This is a genomic window from Porticoccus hydrocarbonoclasticus MCTG13d (genome assembly GCF_000744735.1).
GTDB classification, from domain to species: Bacteria; Pseudomonadota; Gammaproteobacteria; order Pseudomonadales; family Porticoccaceae; genus Porticoccus; species Porticoccus hydrocarbonoclasticus.
On sequence record NZ_JQMM01000001.1, the window covers coordinates 944,747 to 962,187 of the forward strand.

The window sequence follows — 17,441 nt, forward strand, 5'->3', positions numbered from 1 at the left end:
TTTTATCGGGTAAAAAGCAGCCAGAAGAAAAGGGTAGATTGGCGAGGATATTTTTATTGGCATGAGATGACTTTGTAGGAAAATAGGGTTCTTTTTGTATTAGGCACATCTACTGAATCGATAATTTCCGCCCGTGAGGCCAGCATGGATATGAAGTTTTCTTTTGTGTAATCGCTAAAAATATCTTCTCTATTGGCAAGCATGAATGCCGTGGTCGGATCATCCTTTTCGACAAATTCAATGATGCCCGTGTTGGCAAAATCAAGTAACCACTCAATGATTTGGGCCAGAGGAATATTTTTTGCAATGGCCAGGTGGTGAATAAATGCCAAAGCTAAAATGGCATCGGGGTGGCCGCGTTCATTGAGCCCTTTTCTTTCGGCTTGTCGCCAGCCTTGGGATGGCGAGGTGTTGGCCGCATCAAAATATAACGGCTGAAAGGGCAAGTTGTGTTTCTCTGCGCGAAGAAATGCCCCGTCTACTGCATTCTGGTCGATGTCGAATCCGATAACGCGACATCCACCACGCTGGATAGCCAGTTCAGAATATTCACCCGTATTACAACCAAAATCCCATACCATGGAGGGTTTTTGCCGGTCGATGAATTTTTCTATGAAAGCTTTTTTGGTGGATTCGGCCGCACGGTCATATGTGTTTTCAGTGGCGTAATCCTGCCAGACAGAGCGGTCTTTGGATCCTTTTGGTTGCATCCCGGCAACCCATTTTCTCATGCCAGTCAGCATCCGTTGGTAGGCGGCCAAAGGCATTGGTCTGGAAGGAGACTTGGTTTGCCGGATGTCATGACTGTCGGGATCTATTACAGACGTATTAATTGTCTTTTTCTGCAGTTTTGCTTGGGCAATAATGTGAAACAGCAAGTTCCAGGATAGCCAGGCTGTTTTGGGTAGCATTTTGTAAATGTCATCAATTGGAATACCTTCGAGGTTGCCACGGTACCAGCCGTTGTGGGGTATTCCCCAGCGCGTTCTGAGCAGAAGCGGGGTAATAAACGATTCACAGAACTGGCGGTGGGCCAGCCAGTACTCTCCTTCCCTATAGGGTCTGATAGACAGCAGGTCAATAAAGACGGGCGTCGTACCTCTAAATTGAACGTTGTACGCTGTTCCGTCTGTCAAGGTGTAACCATCTGCCAGCAATTTTAAATGGAAGTCCAGATGAAACAGGGCCGCTTTTTTTAACGCTGAAAACCCCCATTCGTAGGGGTAGGAAATAAAGGGTATGCGCTCATGGCTGACAACATAAGCTGTAGTGTCGGGAAACTCACAGGACAGGGAGGTCATGTCGACTTCACGTGTTTCTATGAGCCAGCCCTGTTCTACTAGGCTCTGCAGGTAGTTTTGATCTCTGAGCTGTTCGTAGTATTGCCTCGCAGGCTCATTGATCGTTCTGTAAATCTGTCCGTCAATCTCAAAAACATGTCCTGACGAGTCTCGAAAGGAACCGCTGTCCGTTAATGGTTCCATCGGGACTATTTCCTTTCGCCCTGTGGATTCCCTTGGCTGTGCGGGGTTTCATCACTGTCCATCGGGCCTTCTTCAGGTCTTTTTCTGGAAAAAAACTGTTTTATTTTTCCGTAATAAATACCAAATACGGTGGTCGCTGTGGCGACAGCTGCCAATAGCCCCTGCAGTATGAGGCTTCCGGTGCCGGGGTCTATGTAGGCGAACGTGTTACTGGAAAACGTCAGGATAAGGATCATCAGAAAAACGTTTTTCATGTTAATGCACCTCGTTACAAGTGAGTCCCCTGCACAAATTATCTTCATATGGGAGGGATTATTAATCAACCCAAGCCGTTAAATACATAATTCACGTATTGCTTGAGCTTGTAGTTCAGGTAGTTCCAGAGATCCTTTTGTCCGACTAGGTTGCTCCGCCATGAGAGGTTGTCCCATTTGCTCTGTCGGCTGGTAGCCATTTCTAACTCGAGGTAAGGCAGGATCTCATCCAGGTCGGTAATATTGAAAGTGTGTTCCATGGGGCCGTTATACAAGTAATTATGAGACAGCCGTCCCTCTGCATGGCTGCTGAAGGCATAGCTTGGGTAATAGTGCCAGAGAAAAATGGGTACTTGATCCCACTTGTCATCCCATGACCAAGGCGGTTTGGGCCTTGACCAGGCGCTTCGGTCATAATCTTCACCCGCAATATACCTGCCCACAAAGAGGGGCTCTCCGTTCTGGTCGGTACCTATGTGAATTTTGTCCTCAAAAACGGTGGTCGCTTTTTCCCCCGACACTGAAACAGTAGTGGCGTATTCATACCAAGGCTGCAGGCTGGTCAGGGTGTAACCGGTATCGAATTGTGTTTCCCGGTCAGCCCGGGGTGGAATCAGTTTTTGTGGATCTGGCTGGTAACGCATGATCTTTGTATTTATATCCAGTGAAGTCAGGTCACTCCTGGTGGCACAGCGCACGCCGTGACCGAGCGCTTGAGCATAGATCACGATGTGGGTGCCACCCTCAAAGAGAGAAAGTGACTGAATGGGCTCGGTGCCCTTGCTTTCACCAGTGGAATTGCAGAGAAAAAACCGGTTGTGGTACCAGGTTTCTACGTGAGCCACGGCCATGCTTTCTTTATCGATTCGTAACTGGAACCCTTCGTTGTCACTGTCGTGATAAGTCCAGTGGGTCAGGAGTTGTCGGAGTGGCTGGTCGTAATCCTTGATGTGATAGAGCATGTAGGCCAGGTAGTAGGAATCCTCGGTTTCTGCAATAACTTCCCCGTGGATTACCGACGGTAATTGATCGACCATGTCAGCGTTTCTGACGTTATTTCTCGGGTCGGGATCTCCATCAAAAAATAGGTCTGTGGGAATATCCCAAAGCGGTCTGTGCCCCATTTTATGAATGATGGTCGGGCTGTAGTTCTCGACCAGATACCTATAGAAGCTGTCCCTGTCGGATGTGGCGGCGGGAGCCAAGTAGGTGGGTTTATAGCCCGGAAGCTCCACGTCCTGTCCCTCAAGCATGTCATCCTCGGTGACCGAAAATTGATAGTTGGGTGTTTCTCCCACAATCTGACCATTAAGGAGGATCAATACTTCAAAGAAGATGGCGATTGTCAGTGGTATGCCTATCAGCAGGTAGGTGACCAAGCCCCAGGCTCTTGTGTGGTATCTATGTCTCCCTGGATGCATGACTTTTCGGGGCAGCCAAAAACTGAACCTGAACAGTGTGGCCGGAAAGAACACAATGGATGTAATCAAGGTTTTAAACATAGGGGATTGGGTGATCTACGGCCAACACAGGGGCTAGTGTAAAGGCACACCCCTCTTGATAACAGTGAGGTAATCAATGTTTTGAGATGTTTGGTGGTAGATTCAGGGTGAATGATTGTGCTGCTAGGGGTTGTGGTTGTCTTTTATTGTGCCTGGCCAGTAAAGAGGCAGAGCGGGACGATACTCGCACCTGTCTGTGCTGAATCGTTTGGCCGGAATTACCCCAACGAATGAATCACGTAGTTCATATAACGTTTGACCTGTACTCCAATGCCCGATTTTTTTGCAGGCGGTAACGACGGCTGTCGGTTTACCGGGTTGGTTTTTCTCGCCAGCTGCTGTGGTGCACGGTGGTAGTGTTCGGTCAGCAGGCTGGTGAGTACGGTGTAGCTTTCATTGGCGGTAAAGATCAGGCTCATCGGGGCGTTGTAGTGATACTGCTCCGAGTAGGTTTCGCCGGTGTGGCTGTTGAAGGCCAGGGCGGGGTGGAAGTGCCACAGGGCGACGGGGATGTCGTCCCAGCGATCATCCCACGCCCAGGGCGGTTTGGGGCGGGACCAGGCGCGCTTTTCAAAGTCGTTGGAAGCGAAGAATTTGCCAATCTGAATTTCCCTGCCGGTGGAATCTGTGCCCAGCACGATGGTGTCTTCGAACAGGGTCGTGGCGTGATTGCCTGAGGTGGCGTGGGTTTTAGCCAGGCGGTACCAGGGTTTCAGGCTGGCGAGCCGGTAGCCGATATTGTATTCGGTGTGGTCGTCGATGCCGGGGGCAATCAGCCCGTCCGGGTCGCTGGCCAGTCGTAGGATTTTGCTGTTGCTGGCCAGTTCGTCGAAATCTGCGGGGTTGGCGCACCGCACGCCGTGCCCCATGCTCTGGACGAACAGGACAATGTGGGTGCCGCCCTCGAACAGGCTGCGGGTCTGGATGGGTTCGGTGCCTTGGGATTCGCCGGTGCGGTTGCACAGGAAGAAACGGTTGTGGAACCAGGTTTCCACCAGGGTAACCTGCATGCTGGCCTTGTCGATGCGCAATTGAATGCCTTCGTTGTCGCCGTCGTGAAAAGTGGCATCGGAGATGGCTTCCCGCACGGGCAAATCGTAGTCCTTCACGTGATAGAGCATGTAAGTGAGGTAGTAGGCGTCGTGGGTTTCGGCGATGACTTCACCGTGGACCACGGCGGGCACTGTGCCTAGGCTCAGGGCTTTGCTCACATTGTTGCGCGGGTCGGTGTCGCCGTCGAAGAAAATGTCGGTGGGAATGTCCCACAGTGGTTCGTGCCCCATTTTGTGAAGGAGGGTGGGGCTGTAGCTTGCCAGTAGCTGACCATAAAACTGGTCGCGTGGCAGTGTCGGGTCCGGCGGTGGGGATACGTTGTCCACATAGCCGGGCAGTGTGACCTGCAGGTCTGAGGGCCATTCCTCCAGTGCCCTGCCTGGCCAGTGGTGAGTGGGGTTGTAGCTGGTCGATGAGATCGGTCGCTGTGTATCTTCGTCGTCATCCATCGGTTGTGCCATCAGCTGGGTATTGATGACGATCAGCATTTCAAGCAACAGCAGGATGGACAGCGGCAGGCCAAACAGGCCGTAAAGTAGCAAGCCGAGAGCCGTGTTGACGCGGGGGTGCCACCGGTCGCCATGCAGCCGTGCGGGGAGCCACAGACAGGCCCGATAAATGGTGATGGGGAACAGCACCACATCCTTGCAGGTTTTTCTTAGCATCAATGATTATTAAAAATAGTTATTATTTTTAGGGGTTGGTCGAGTCGGCGCCTGGGCAGATTAGCTGTGCGAAGTGTAATCCGGCAAAAGCCGTCTGGATAGATAGCAGAGCGGAGTTTTGTGGTTTTTTAAACGGTGCCCGGGATAAGTGACCGGGTGTCAGGTTGCCGGGGATGTGTGCCGCCTGAAAACCGGCAGGTGGTCTGCCTCCAGACGGATACCGAGCATTTCACCGATTTCGTGTTGGTGATGGCTCTGCACCAGACAGAGTACTTTCTGTCCGCTCTCCAGGCGGAGGGTGTAGAGGTATACAGCACCGCGAAAGGCCCTGGCGACGATTTCAGCTTGCAGGTGGCTGTCTTCAACGTGAATGACGTCGTCGGGACGCAGCAATAGGTCGACTATTTTGGCAGGTGAGGTGGCTTCGCCGGGTTCCAGATCACCGGTGACTATCCCCAGTTCGGTGCGCACCTGTTTATCGTTGATGATCATGCCCGGCAGCAGCACACCCTGGCCGATAAAGTCGGCGACAAAGCGGTCGGCAGGCCGGTGGTAAAGGTCAAACCCCGTGCCCCACTGGTGCAGTGCTCCCTCTCCCAGTACGCCGATATGGTCTGCCATGGCAAAGGCTTCGTTCTGGTCGTGGGTCACCAGAATAGCGGTGATGCCATCTTTGCGCAGCAGTTGGCGCACGTCACGAGCCAGTTGTTCGCGCAGTTCCGAGTCCATACTGGAAAAAGGTTCGTCGAGCATCAGGATATCCGGGCGCGGCGCCATGGCGCGCGCCAGTGCGATGCGCTGTTGCTGGCCACCGGAAAGCTGGTGGGGGTAGTGGTTGCGGGAGTCCTGCATCTCCACCAGCCTGAGCAGTTCGTCGACCCGTTGCCGACGTTGCCCGCGAGGCATTTTGCGCAGACCGAAGGCGATATTCCTGGCTACGGTGAGGTGGGGGAACAGGGCAAAGTCCTGAAACACCATGCCGATGTGGCGCTGTTCCGGCGGCAGTATTTTGTCGGGGCCGGAGACGATCCGACCGCGCAGTTCGATCTGTCCGGCGGAAATCGGTTCGAAGCCGGCGATGGCTCTCAACAGGGAGGTTTTGCCGCAGCCAGACGGCCCGACAAGGCAGGCGATTTCACCCGCTTCCAGGGAGAAGGAGATATGTTGCAGGATACTTGTTCCGGCGTAGTTGATTTGCAGGTCCGTGACGGTGAGTTGCGATGTCATGTCATGGGGTATCCCTGGTGACGGCCACCCGGCGGGTCCGGGTAATGGTCCAACTGATCAAGATGACCGGCAGTATACCAGCAGCGACGATGGCCAGGGCAGCGGGCGCGGCTTCGGCGAGGCGTTCATCCGATGCCAGTTCGTAGGCGCGCACGGCGAGGGTATTGAAGTTGAAGGGCCTCAAAATCAGGGTGGCCGGGAGCTCTTTCAGGACGTCGACAAAGACCAGCAGCAGGGCTGTGAGCAGGGAGCCTTTCAGCATCGGCACGTGCACCTGTCTGAGGATTTGCAGGGGGCCATAACCGAAGGAGCGACCGGCTTCGTCCATGGATGGGGTGATTTTGCTCAAGCCGCTGTCCACCGTTTGCAGCGACACGCCGAGAAACCGGGTCAGGTAGGCAAAAATCACGGCCACCACGGTGCCGCTGAGCATCAGCCCGGTGGAGATATCGAAATTGCTGCGCGCCCAGCCATCAATGCTGTTGTCGATAAAGGAAAAAGGGATCATAACGCCCACCGCAATCACCGGGCCGGGTACCGCGTAGCCCATGCCCGCCAGCCGGACGGCACCCTGTAAAACCTTGCCCGGAAACAGTCGTTGGCTGTAGGCCAGCAGTAAAGCCAGCAGCAGAGCCAGCACGGCGGCGTAACTGGCCAGCTTGAGACTGTTTGACACCAGTCCGATGAACCGCGCGTCGAGGACCTGGTCGGCAACGCTGACCGTCCAGCCAAGCAATTGAGTGGCTGGCAGCAGAAATCCCAATGCGACGATACCGAAGCAGAAGCCGCTTGCTGCAACGGCTCGCATGCCCCGCAGTGAATAGCGGTGGATATCCTGATGGCGGCGGCTGGTGTGGTGGTAACGGGCGCGGCGTCGGGAGTAGCGCTCCACCAGAATCAGAATCATCACGAAACACATCAGCCCTGCAGCCAGTTGGGCCGCGGCGGCGGCATTGCCGATGCCGAACCAGGTGCGGAAGATGCCGGTGGTAAAGGTGGAGACTCCGAAATATTGCACGGTGCCAAAATCCGCGAGGGTTTCCATCAATGCCAGCGACAGCCCGGCGATTATTGCCGGTCGCGCCAATGGCAGGGCGACAAACAGAAAGGTGCGCCAAGGGCCGTTGCCCAGAGTGCGGCTGGCATCCAGCACGCAGATGGACTGATTGAGAAAGGCGGCGCGGCTGAGCAGGTAAACGTAGGGGTAGAGCACCAGCGTGAGCATGATGGCGGCCCCTTCGATTGAGCGAAGATCGGGGAAATAATAATCCCCGTAGCCCCAGCCGGTGAGCTCCCGCAGGGTGGTTTGTACCGGTCCCGAGAAGTCCAGCATGCCGGTGTAGGTGTAGGCGATGATGTAGGCGGGCATGGCCATGGGCAGCAGCAGGGCCCATTCGAAAATGCCCCGGCCGGGAAACTGGCACATGCTGGTAAGCCAGCCGGTGCTCACTCCGATCAGCAGGGTGCCGATGGCGACGCCAAGCATTAGCAGCAGCGAGTTGATAATGTAATCCGGCAGCACCGTGGCGGCCAGATGGCTCCAGATTTCGCCAGTGGGTACAAACACGTAGCTCACCACGACAATCACCGGCAGTGCCAGCAACAGTGCCAGAAGCACTGCGCCGGTACTGATCAGAGTCTGTTGTTGTCGTGGAGAGTCTGGCATTTGGAGAGGGCTTGGCGGGCTGCTAGCGCCAGCCGGCCCGATCCATCAGGCGCAGGGCCTCGCCATTGCCGGCTCCAAGCTTATACAGTTCCACCGGGTCCGCCTTGAAGGTGCCCCAGCTGCTCAGTACCGGACCAATCTCGATATTGTCGCGGATGGGGTATTCGCCATTTTCACGTGCATACCAGGATTGTGCCGCATCGGTGCTTAAAAATTCCAGCAGGGCAATGGCGTTGTCGCGGTTGGGTGCCGAGGCGGTGACGGCAGCACCGGAGATATTGACGTGAGCGCCACGACCATCCTGGTTGGGCCAGAACACGGCCATTTTCTCGGCGGCAGCCCGTTGCTCTTCGTCATCGCTGGTGAGCATGCCCGCCAGGTAATAGGTGTTGGCGATGGCCAGGTCGCACTGGCCGGCCGCCGCTGCCTTGATCTGGTCGCGATCGCCACCTCTGGGTGGCATGGCGAAATTGGCCACCAGCCCCTTGGCCCATTCTTCGGTGGCCTCCAGGCCATTGGCGGCGATCAGTGATGCCACCATGGACTGGTTGTAGACATTGCTGGAAGAGCGAATACAGATTTTGCCTTTCCATTTAGGGTCGCTGAGGTCTTCGTAGCTGCTCAGTTCGGCCGGATCCACTTTGTCCTTGACGTAAAGGATGGGCCGCGCACGCAGAGACAGACCAAACCAGTGATTGCTGTCATCGCGATACATCACGGGGATATTCTGCTCCAGTGTGGCCGATTCCACCGATTGGGTCAGGTTGGCCTCTTTGGCCCGGTACAGGCGGCCCACATCGGTGGTGAGCAGAATGTCTGCGGGGGAGTTGCGGCCTTCACTCTTCAGGCGCTGAATCAGACCGTCTGCGTCGCCGGTGACCAGATTGACCTCAATACCGGTCTGTTCGGTAAAGGTGTCCAGCAACGGTTTGATCAGCGCCTCGATCCGTGCGGAATACAAGTTGACTTCAGCGGCTGAGGCAACCGCAGTGGAGCAGGCCAGAAGCAGGCCCAGAATACAGTGTGGAAAACGCCTACTGATTTGCATAACACCCTCTCCGGTAGAAACAACCCTTAATGGTAATGAGATTTATTATTAAATGAAACAGTCGCTTTGAGAAATATGTGGCGGATCGTTGCGCTGGATCAAATTATCACCTCTCATTGCAACGGGTGTCATCGGTTTGAAATAAACGGTGGGAAGCGGCTCTTGACCTTCCTATAATGGCCGGTGTCGAGGGGGCAGAGCAGCACGGGTTTCCCCCGGTCGTAGATGCTGGCTGAAGGTGAAATAAAAATAACCATGTTGCTTGGCATGTTATTCAGGCGAATTCGCCGTCAATGGTTGCCGACTGGAGCCGGTCAGGTCCCCGGGTGTTCGCGGTGATAAAGAGCGAGGCATGGTTTGTGCTGGCGGTATTTGTGTTGATGCTGTCACTCGGCCTGATTTATTTTCTGCGGGGGTTGGCTGGTGGAGGTTTCAAGCGCTATGAGCGAGTGGACCGCCAGGGTGGCAGTGCGCTGCTCGGCAAGGGGGTGATGAATTTTGCCGTTTGGTGTGTCGAACCGCTGGTTAGACTGTTACAGCGCTGTTCGATAACACCCAATCAGGTCACGTTCGTGTCTTTGCTGCTCGGCCTGCTTGCCGCGGTGTCGATTGCCTTCGGCCATTTTGGCTGCGGGTTTTTCCTGGCTTTATTGTCCGGTATCAGCGATGTACTGGACGGTATGCTGGCGCGGTTGCAGGCGACATCGGATCGCGGTGGTGTGGTGCTCGATTCAACTATTGATCGCTATGTGGATTTTATGTTGCTGGCCGGGTGTGCGTTGTTTTTCCGCCATCAGACCTGGGCTCTGCTGGGTTGCCTGCTGGCGATTCACGGTTCATTCATGATCAGTTACACCACCGCCAAGGCGGAGGCCATGACGCTGGCCGTCCCCCGGGGTGTCATGAAGCGCACGGAGCGCTACGTTTATCTGTTGCTGGGATTGGCGGCCTCGGCATTCTGGCCGCAGGGCCTGCCGTTGTTGCTGGTGATCTGGGTCCTGGCCGTACTGGGTAATGTCTCTGCAGCGCTACGGTTCAGAGCGCTGTACCTGTCAGCACGGGCGGGCTGACGGGATGTTTTTTCGAGCGCAGACATCGGCTGTGGTGGCCACAGCTATCGATTTTCTGGTGATGATGCTGTGTTTTCAGGTGTTGGGCCTGCCGCTGGCGTTTGCTGTGGCGGCTGGGCCGATCAGTGGCGGGCTGGTAAACTTTTTTCTCAACCGCCGCTGGAGTTTCAAAGCCCATCGGGAGGGTATTGGCTGGCAGATCTACAGCTATATGCTGGTTTGTCTGATTGCCGCCGCGGCCAATGTGGTTGGGGTGTTGACGCTGGTAGCCTACTTTTCGCTGGATTATTTGCTGGCGAGGATATTGGTGGCGATTGTAGTGGCATTGGCTATTAATTATCCCCTGCACCGGCGGGTGGTATTTGTGACCTCTGGCAGGTTTGTCAGCGACGATTAGTGTGTGCTGTTTTTATGTTTAAGGAGCCGAAGTGGAAAGAAAGAAAATAAGAATAGCTGTGGTGGGTGTGGGCAACTGTGCAAGCTCGCTGATTCAGGGAATTTACCACTACCGTTTGCGCGGGGTGCAGGATTCAATCGGTTTGCTGAATTACGAGCTGGGCGGTTACCGGCCGGAGGACATTGAGGTAGTGGCGGCCTTTGATATCGATAAGCGAAAAGTGGGCAGGGATGTCAATGAGGCGATTTTTTCACTGCCCAACTGCACCACGGTGTTTTGCCCGGATGTGCCGCCCTGCGGTGTAACGGTTTCCATGGGCAATGTGCTGGATGGCTATTCCGAGCACATGGCGGGTTACGGCGATGACCGCACTTTCCTGCCCGGGTCCGAGCCCCAGCCGAGTCTGGCCGATGTGGTGGCTCAGTTAAAGGATGCGGCGGCGGATGTGGTGATGAACTATCTGCCGGTGGGCTCCCAGAAAGCCACAGAATTTTACGCGGAGTGCGCCCTGGAGGCCGGTTGTGCCTTTGTTAATAATATCCCGGTATTCATTGCCAGCAATCCAGATTGGGCCGCCCGCTTCAAGGCAAAGAACCTGCCGATTATCGGCGATGATATCAAGGCCCAGTTGGGGGCGACGATTCTTCACCGCACGCTGGGTAACCTGTTCAAAAATCGTGGTGTGAAACTGGAGCGGACCTACCAGTTGAATACCGGTGGCAACACGGATTTTCTGAATATGCTGAATCGGGATCGCCTGGCCTCCAAGAAAGAGTCAAAGACTGAAGCGGTGCAAAGTGCCATTCCCCAGCGGCTGGCTGATGAGAATATTCACGTGGGACCGAGTGATTATGTGCCCTGGCAAAATGACAACAAGGTCTGCTTTATCCGTATGGAGGGCAAATTGTTTGGTGATGTGCCGATGAATATTGAGCTGCGGCTGTCGGTGGAGGATTCGCCAAATTCCGCCGGGGTGGCCATTGACACCCTTCGCTGTGCGAAGCTGGCGCTGGAGCGCGGTATCAGTGGAGCTGTGGACATCCCCTCGGCGTTCTTCTGCAAGCATCCGCCGCGCCAGATTCCGGACGATGAGTCCTATGCTGCGCTGATGGCAGAGTGGGTTTAGTGCGGCAGGTTTTTCAGCTGTATCCGCATCGACAGGTCAATGGCCCGGCAGTGCTTCGTCAGGCTGCCGGATGACAGGTAATCGATTCCCTCGATAGCTTTGGAGGCGAGGTTGTCCACTTCCAGGTTGCCGGACACTTCCAGTCTGGCGACCCCCCGGTTCATGGCGATGGCTTCGTGGATCTGTTTTTCATCGAAATTATCCAGCATGATAATGTCGGCTCCGGCCTGCAGTGCCTGCTGAAACTCCTCCAGACTCTCTACTTCCACCTCGACGGGTTTGTCGGGGGCGATTTCCCGTGCCTTGGTGACTGCGGCGGCGATACCGCCGCAGGCGGCAATGTGGTTTTCCTTGATCAGAAAGGCGTCGTAAAGCCCGATGCGGTGATTGTGGCAGCCGCCCACGGTCACCGCGTATTTTTGTGCCAGACGCAGGCCGGGGATGGTTTTTCGGGTATCGAGAATCTGAATGGTCGTCCCTTTTACCAGTGCCGCAAACTGCCGTGCAATGGTGGCGGTACCGGAGAGGGTTTGCAGAAAGTTAAGTGCGGTGCGCTCGCCGGTCAGCAGGCTGCGGGCCGGTCCGGATAGAGTCAGGAGAATTTCCCCCGGTTTTATCTCGTCACCGTCGCGAACCCGCCATTCGATCCTGACGGCGGGGTCCAGCTGGGAGAACACTTCATCCACCCAGGCCGTTCCGCATACCACCATCTGTTCACGGGTAATGACGCTGGCCTCGGCAGTGTTTTCTTCTGGAATCAGGAGGGCAGTAATATCCCCTTCGCCGATATCTTCTGCGAGGGCCTGCTTGACGGAGGTGGAGATATGGTTTTCAGGCAAATTCTTTGACATAGGGTATCCAGCTGCGATCCGGGCATATTACAACAGTCGTTTATGGGGGAATAGGCTGGTGTGGAATAAGTTGCGGCAGTTATTGATGGCGACAAGTGTGATCTGTATCTCGGTTTTGGGCAAAGTCAGGATCGACTGGTTAGTTTTGGGAACTGGTTGGCGTTTCACTTATCCCGGGTGCTGGGTAAGAAACCTATAATCCGAGTCAATAGTTGACCATCTTCGTCTTATACGATTTATCTCCGAGCAGGCCACACAATGATGAACGAACGTTTGAAGTTAGTTGAGGCTGAAAAAATGAAGGGCCGAGGCTTTGAAATGCCTGAGTCGCTTCGCCAGTTGAGAGATCACGCAAAAGTCGTTTTGGATCAGCGGCTGGCTGAGGTCTTTGATCATGTGGATGATACGTTTTTCGATCTTGCCGATCGGGCGGCAAGTAACGGTGAACAGGCAACGTACTTCGATGCCATGCGCTTGATTCGTCTGCAGCGAAAATCCATTGAGCATAAGTTTTCACAGGCCATCGACAATTCGTTTCAACGACTTGGCAACCGCGGGTATCGGGGGGCCAGCCAGAGGGCAGTCGCAACGGAGAGCCCGGCGGGCCTCACACTGGTAGAAAACGAAGATCTCGAAGAAATGATAGCCATGGATAGCATGGTTTCCAAAGTTGCGAAGCGCCATAAATACGATCTCAGGTTGCTGGTGATGCGTATCAATTCCATTGTGCCCAGTGACGTCACCGCAATTAACAACCCTCTTGGGCCGGAAATTATCTGTGAATCACTGCGGCAGACGTTGTTGGAGCTGGAAATAGACATTCGCTCAAAACTGGTGTTGCTTAAACTGATTGACCGGCATGTCATGGATGCTGTTGGGCCTCTATTGATTGAAGGTAACCGGCTGCTCCGTAAGTTCGGTGTCTTGCCTGACCTGGAAAAGCAGCAGGCAAAAAAAGCGATCAATTCCAGTCAATCTGCTCAGGTTGGTGGTACGGCAAAAAAACCGGATTATCACGAGGGGAATCCCGCCTTTGCAAAACATGGCACTGAGAGAGCCGGCGGCCACAGCCAGCTTATTTCTCAATTACAGGAGTTTCTGGGGCAGCCGGATTATGGTTACACTTCTGGCTCTGGCGCATCAATCAGCCAGGATCAGCTGGTTTCTCTGGTTTCCGGTTTGCAGCGCGAGTGGGGCGAGAGCAACCACAGTGAAGGGGGGCTGCTTGGTCTGATTGAGGAGCGACTCCAGCAGCAGGGCGGCCCCGGTCTGGGGCGTCAGGATTACAGTGTGGTCAGTCTGCTGGATCAGCTGTTCTCGAGAATGCGCAGTGAAAACCATATTTCGGGCGGGTTTTCCCGTGAGTTGCGGAAGCTCGAATTACCCCTTTTGCGAATTGTGCTTCAGGACCCCAGTTTCTTTGATAAGGAGAAACACCCTGCAAGAAGGCTGATCAATGAGATAACACAGGTTGCCATAGGGTTCCCCGAGGATGTGGATATCAATAGCGATCCTGTGGGTAGAGCTATCTCCGAAATCGCTCAAAAGCTTTCGGCTGAAGAAACCATGGGTACGGAGGACCTTAAACAGTTGCTGCTCGACTTTATTCAGCTGACAGAAAAGGAGCGTCGCAAGGCCCTCATGATGGAGCAGCGGGTTATAGAGAAAGCTGCAGCCTCCGAAAAGGTCAACCAGGCACACCAGTTGGTCGACAAGACCCTGAATGAGCGCATGCAGGGCAAGTCTTTTCCTCGACTGTTGGTACATTTTGCCGAGAAAGCTTGGTGTCGGGTCATGTTCATGGCCTGTCTGCGGACTGAATCGTCGCCCGAGCAGTGGGAAACTGCAGTTGAAATACTGGACCGGGTGCTGGCGCATGCAGATGACGGCGAGGTGAGTGATGACGACGTCAAGTCGTTATTGGCCACCATTCAGGAGCACCTCGAAGATATCGCTTATGAATCCTACGATCTTGGGCGGCTGATAATCAGGCTCGAGGAATACTTTTATCGCAATAAAGCTGAAAACGAGAAACCCGAGGAATGTGTTGGCCAGGCAGAACCGACCGCTCAGGACTTGCCCGGCCAAACGGAAGATCTCGCAGAGCCGAAAGTTCAGACAATCGTTGTTTCCAATAAACCACATGAAACAGTGGTTATCAGGAAAATTAAAACGGACATGCTCGGGCATCGTAAACTGGAGGAGGACGCTGTCACCGAAAGTGACGAGGCGGCAAGCCCTGATGAAGAGTCTCTGAAAGCGCTCAATTCTCTCTGTCGCGGCGCCTGGGTTGATTTTCTGGATCAAACTTCTTCGAACAAGCGCTGCAAGGTAGCTGGGGTTATATCCCCCCCAGGTATCTATATTTTTGTGAACCGCCAGGGTACCAAGGTTGCCGAGATGAACCGCAACCGGACCGCTATCAGCATACAAAACAAAAATCTGGTTGTGTTGGATAACTCACACTTGTTTGACAATACCCTGGAGCGTGTCATAAAAGATATTCGAACCAGCCGTCAGGCCCATTAGGGCTCGTACACACTTTTCTGATGCCCTCTTCTGCGGCAAATGAACAGTTGGTGACATAGCCGGCCTGTCTGGTGGCTTGACACCGTTGCTGTTCCCTGTTGTTAAGCTATTCTTCCAGGAGAACCTGGGACTCAAGTGTGCAGGTAAGTGTTATGATCAGCAACTGGTTGTTCTGGAATAGAGGGCGGAAGTGACAGATGTAGATAAGCTATCAGTAGCTTTGTTTCGGTTACCTCGGCCATTGCTGGCACTCAAGGGGCGTATCCATACATTCCTCTCTTCACGCCTGAACAATATGTTTGATCAGGTGGATGACACCTTTTTCGATCTCGCTGATCGCGCGGACAACAACCGCCAGCAAACCATGTATTTTGATGCGATGCGTCTGATCCGGATGGAACGAAAAAATATCGAGCACAACTTTTTTGGTGTGCTCACCCAGAGCTTTCAGCAGCTGGGTCAGTACCAGGATCCGGAATTACCCAGTCAGGAACCCGAAGGGCTGGAAGTGGTCGAGAACGAACAGCTCGAAGAAATTATCGCACTGGATACCATGGTGTTTCGGGTGTCAGAGCTCTGCAAGCCTGAACTTGATGCCCTCAATACTCGTCTCAGCTCAATGGTCCCGGCCTTGGTGACCCTGAAAAATAATCCGGTCGGGCCCGAAGTAATCTGTGAATCCTTTAATGAGGCTGTGGCCCACCTCGAGCTCAAGCTGCCGGTTAAACTGGTGCTGTTTAAGTTGTTTGATCGCCAGGTAATGGTGTCGTTGAAGGACTTCCTGGTGGAGGGCAACAAGCGTCTCAGCGATATGGGGGTGTTGCCCGATCTGGAGCAGTTGCGCAAGGCCCGGGCTGAGCCGCGTCAGCAGGAAAAGCCCCCGGCGCCGCCGCCAGAACAGACGTCTGTGGCTGGCGCTGCACATTCCTCCTCTTCCCCCGCCTCTTCCACTACCCCGGCTTCCGCTTCTGAAGAGGCCGTTGGTCGGCCCGGCCCGGATAGTCGCACTCCCGACAGTCTCCGTCAGGCCGGTGCCGGACAGGCGAAGAAACGCAGACAGGATGATGGTCAGCGCTATGGTCAGTTGCTTTCCCAACTGAAAAATCTGTTGCACTGGGGGCCGTCGGGAACTTCGGGTTCTGATGCCAGCATGCACCAGCGAATTGAGGGAGACGAGCTTGTCTCCATGGTGGGCAACTTGCAGCAGGACTGGTCCAATGCCGTCAGTACGGAAGCTGATGACAGCGAGGGGCTTTTGCAGCTCATTGATGGCCATCTCGAACGGCAGGGAGAGGGCCGCCTCGATGGGACCGAACGAGGGCTCGTCGATTTGCTTGACAGGTTGTTTGTCAGGGTCAATCACCAGACGATTGCCTGTGCCCAGCTGGCGGCGGAATTGCGCAAACTGGAGTTGCCTATTCTGCAGCTGGCCCTCAAGGACAGCACATTTTTTGATCGGGAAAAGCATCCGGCCAGACGGCTGTTAAACGAAATTGCCGAGGCGTCCATCGGTTACACGGAAAAGGTCGATGTTGACGGAGACCCCGTTGCGCGAGCGATTTCCGGTGTGGCCGCTGAGCTGTCCGGACAGTCCCCCGGCGATCATGCTGCGCTGACACAGCTGTTACTGAATTTCATTGATCTGGTAGAAAAGGAGCGCCGTCGCGTTGCCGTGCTTGAGCAGCGGCTGATGGAGGAGGCGACTGCCACGGAAAAGGTCAATCATGCCCATCAGGCTGTGGTGAGGGTGCTGATGGAACGCGTAAAGGGCAAAACCCTGCCGCGTTTTGTGGTCAGTTTTGCCGAGGACGCCTGGTGCAAGGTGTTGTTTCTGAATCACTTGCGGTCCGGTCAGGATTCTGAAGAATGGCATTGCAGTATTAGAGTGTTGGACCGTTTGCTTGAACTGGTCGCCCAGGGGCAGGCGGATGCCGGGGTTGTAGCACCGGTACTGACAACCATCAGGGAAAGTCTGGAAAACGTCTCTTACGATGCCTATGACATGGGCCGTTTGCTGGGGGCGATGGAACAATATTTTCGTGGTGAGCTCAGCAGTGAGGAGAGCCTGCGTCAGGGGGTGTCTGCCAGTCCACTCCAGTCGGTGCTGGTGGATGCGCTCAGAACCAATATTCCGGGTAATCCTGCCGCGCTGGGGGAAGATTCCGATGGCTCGGTGGATGAGCAATATCTGCGTCGCGCCGATAGCCTCACCAGAGGAGCCTGGGTTGAAATGACCGATGACGGTGCCGACAAGCGACGTTGTAAGCTGGCGGGTGTTGTGTTGCCTTCCGGTAAATTTATTTTTGTGAATCGCCAGGGTGCCAAAGTATCTGAAAAGCACCGCAACCGGGTGGCGATGGATCTGCAAACCGAGAAGCTGCGTCCACTGGAAAAAACCCAACTGTTTGATCGTGCCCTGGAAGGTGTGGTCGGTGAGATGTGCCAGTCCCGATCGGTGCATTGAGGCTATGTTGGCTTACCTGCTGCAAACAAGAGGCTGCGGTGCTGCCCCCGCTAATTCTTTAATCCATGGACAATCCCCACTAGTATTCAGGTGTTTCTTTGTTGG

13 protein-coding genes are annotated in these 17,441 nt (G+C 54.6%); 5 read left to right on the forward strand and 8 right to left on the reverse strand.

From position 1 onward, the window contains the following. Positions 1 to 53 precede the first annotated feature (53 nt). From U740_RS04540 to U740_RS04570, 7 genes are all read right to left on the reverse strand, one after another. Positions 54 to 1,136, reverse strand: a complete 1,083-nt coding sequence (locus U740_RS04540) for a class I SAM-dependent methyltransferase (RefSeq protein ID WP_200877040.1) — start codon at positions 1,134 to 1,136, stop codon at positions 54 to 56. Positions 1,137 to 1,489: 353 nt separating this feature from the next. Continuing rightward, positions 1,490 to 1,738 (reverse strand): hypothetical protein, encoded by a 249-nt coding sequence (locus U740_RS04545; protein WP_036859303.1) that lies wholly within the window; start codon positions 1,736 to 1,738, stop codon positions 1,490 to 1,492. Positions 1,739 to 1,803: 65 nt separating this feature from the next. After that, positions 1,804 to 3,117 carry a hypothetical protein gene (locus U740_RS04550; RefSeq protein ID WP_036859304.1) on the reverse strand — a complete coding sequence of 438 codons (1,314 nt, stop codon included), beginning with the start codon at positions 3,115 to 3,117 and terminating at the stop codon, positions 1,804 to 1,806. A 341-nt stretch (positions 3,118 to 3,458) separates the two neighbouring features. Further along, a complete protein-coding gene (locus U740_RS04555; RefSeq protein ID WP_152556785.1) occupies positions 3,459 to 4,958 on the reverse strand; it encodes a hypothetical protein in 1,500 nt (499 codons plus the stop codon). A gap of 159 nt (positions 4,959 to 5,117) precedes the next feature. Next, positions 5,118 to 6,185 (reverse strand): ABC transporter ATP-binding protein, encoded by a 1,068-nt coding sequence (locus tag U740_RS04560; protein ID WP_036859307.1) that lies wholly within the window; start codon positions 6,183 to 6,185, stop codon positions 5,118 to 5,120. A gap of 1 nt (position 6,186) precedes the next feature. Then, a complete protein-coding gene (locus U740_RS04565; protein ID WP_036859309.1) occupies positions 6,187 to 7,851 on the reverse strand; it encodes an ABC transporter permease in 1,665 nt (554 codons plus the stop codon). 22 nt (positions 7,852 to 7,873) lie between these two features. Then, positions 7,874 to 8,899: a Fe(3+) ABC transporter substrate-binding protein gene (locus U740_RS04570; RefSeq protein WP_036859311.1), complete on the reverse strand. Its 1,026-nt coding sequence runs from the start codon at positions 8,897 to 8,899 to the stop codon at positions 7,874 to 7,876. 335 nt (positions 8,900 to 9,234) lie between these two features. Here U740_RS04570 and U740_RS11800 point away from each other — a divergent pair, with 335 nt between their 5' ends. The 3 genes from U740_RS11800 to U740_RS04585 are packed head-to-tail and all read left to right on the forward strand — an operon-like array spanning position 9,235 to position 11,492. Continuing rightward, positions 9,235 to 9,969: a CDP-alcohol phosphatidyltransferase family protein gene (locus U740_RS11800; RefSeq protein ID WP_160172045.1), complete on the forward strand. Its 735-nt coding sequence runs from the start codon at positions 9,235 to 9,237 to the stop codon at positions 9,967 to 9,969. A gap of 4 nt (positions 9,970 to 9,973) precedes the next feature. Beyond that, the gene (locus U740_RS04580) at positions 9,974 to 10,366 is read left to right on the forward strand and encodes a GtrA family protein (protein WP_036859313.1); all 393 of its coding nucleotides are present in this window, start codon (positions 9,974 to 9,976) and stop codon (positions 10,364 to 10,366) included. Positions 10,367 to 10,397: 31 nt separating this feature from the next. Continuing rightward, positions 10,398 to 11,492, forward strand: coding sequence for an inositol-3-phosphate synthase (locus tag U740_RS04585; RefSeq protein WP_036859314.1), 1,095 nt, complete (start codon positions 10,398 to 10,400; stop codon positions 11,490 to 11,492). Here U740_RS04585 and nadC read toward each other — a convergent pair. Continuing rightward, positions 11,489 to 12,343 carry a carboxylating nicotinate-nucleotide diphosphorylase gene (gene nadC / locus U740_RS04590; protein WP_036859316.1) on the reverse strand — a complete coding sequence of 285 codons (855 nt, stop codon included), beginning with the start codon at positions 12,341 to 12,343 and terminating at the stop codon, positions 11,489 to 11,491. The two genes, U740_RS04585 and nadC, sit on opposite strands and share 4 nt — an antisense overlap. Positions 12,344 to 12,640: 297 nt before the next feature. On the opposite strand from nadC, the gene U740_RS04595 reads away from it, so the two are divergent. Both U740_RS04595 and U740_RS04600 read left to right on the forward strand, forming a co-directional pair. Next, on the forward strand, positions 12,641 to 14,872 hold the full coding sequence (locus U740_RS04595) for a DUF1631 family protein (RefSeq protein WP_160172046.1): 2,232 nt from the start codon (positions 12,641 to 12,643) through the stop codon (positions 14,870 to 14,872). 190 nt (positions 14,873 to 15,062) lie between these two features. After that, positions 15,063 to 17,336, forward strand: a complete 2,274-nt coding sequence (locus tag U740_RS04600) for a DUF1631 family protein (RefSeq protein WP_036859319.1) — start codon at positions 15,063 to 15,065, stop codon at positions 17,334 to 17,336. The last annotated feature ends 105 nt before the right edge of the window (positions 17,337 to 17,441 follow it).